Origin of the sequence: Protofrankia sp. Cj3, assembly GCF_917627355.1 — a bacterium.
GTDB lineage: Bacteria > Actinomycetota > Actinomycetes > Frankiales > Frankiaceae > Protofrankia.
The window spans coordinates 1,744-2,588 of record NZ_CAKJTR010000336.1 but is presented as its reverse complement, the minus strand read 5'-3'; the positions used below and the strand labels follow the sequence as shown (position 1 = coordinate 2,588).

1 protein-coding gene and 1 pseudogene are annotated in these 845 nt (G+C 59.3%); one reads left to right on the top strand and one right to left on the bottom strand.

Features of this window, described 5'->3' with window-relative positions; all coding sequences use genetic code 11:
• Positions 1 to 607: toll/interleukin-1 receptor domain-containing protein (locus MJ783_RS23320; protein WP_239314050.1), on the top strand; the 607-nt coding region annotated here is incomplete at its 5' end.
• A gap of 6 nt (positions 608 to 613) precedes the next feature.
• On the opposite strand, the pseudogene MJ783_RS23315 reads toward MJ783_RS23320, so the two are convergent.
• Positions 614 to 845, bottom strand: a pseudogene (locus tag MJ783_RS23315) (hypothetical protein); the annotation flags it as partial.

Sequence of the window (845 nt, the reverse complement as noted above, 5' to 3'; positions counted from 1 at the left end):
CCTCCAGGGGGGCAACCCGGAGCAGTGGTGGACTCAGATCTTCTTCGAGCTCGACGCCGGGACGGTCGTGGACGCGCCCTACCGACGGCTGCTGCGCACAGCCGGGCGTCGTTTCCCCGGCAACGCCGTGTTCCAGCGACTTGCTGTTCGTTATCTCAATCTCGCCGGCGAGGCCGCTGGGGACACGCTGGCCACGACGGCGGCCGGGTCGTCAAAGATCTTTCTCTGTCATGCGTCCCAGGACAAACCCCGAGTCCGGGATCTTTACAAGCGGCTGCGCGGTGACGGATTCGAGGTTTGGCTCGACACCGAGGCCCTGCTGCCCGGTCAGGACTGGGATCTGGAGATTCGTCGAGCCATTCGTACCAGTCGTGTTGTTCTCGTCTGTCTGTCCTCGACGTCCACGGATAAGAGGGGGTATGTCCAGAAGGAAATTAAACACGCGCTGGACGTCGCCGACGAGCAGCCCGAAGGGTCGATCTTCCTGATTCCCGTACAGCTCGAACACTGCGAGTTGCCGGATCGCCTGCAGAAATGGCACTGGGTGAATCTCTTCGAAGAAGACGGTTACACAAAACTCGTCAAATCGCTGCGGGCAACAGGTTGAATTTCGCTAGCCGAGATCCATTTCTTTGATCTGGTTGGCGTGAACGGCATAGATGAATGGTCCCGCCTTGGTGCACGCGGTGACGATCGCGTCGAGATTGTCGATGAATCGTTGAGCCATTTCCGGACCGGACAGGTTCTGCCGCGTGATGTAGAAGCAGCGAGCGGCGTGTTTTATGACGGCTGCCTTCTCGGCGGGTCTGCGTCTGATCCTTTCGTCTTTCATAAACGCTACCCAG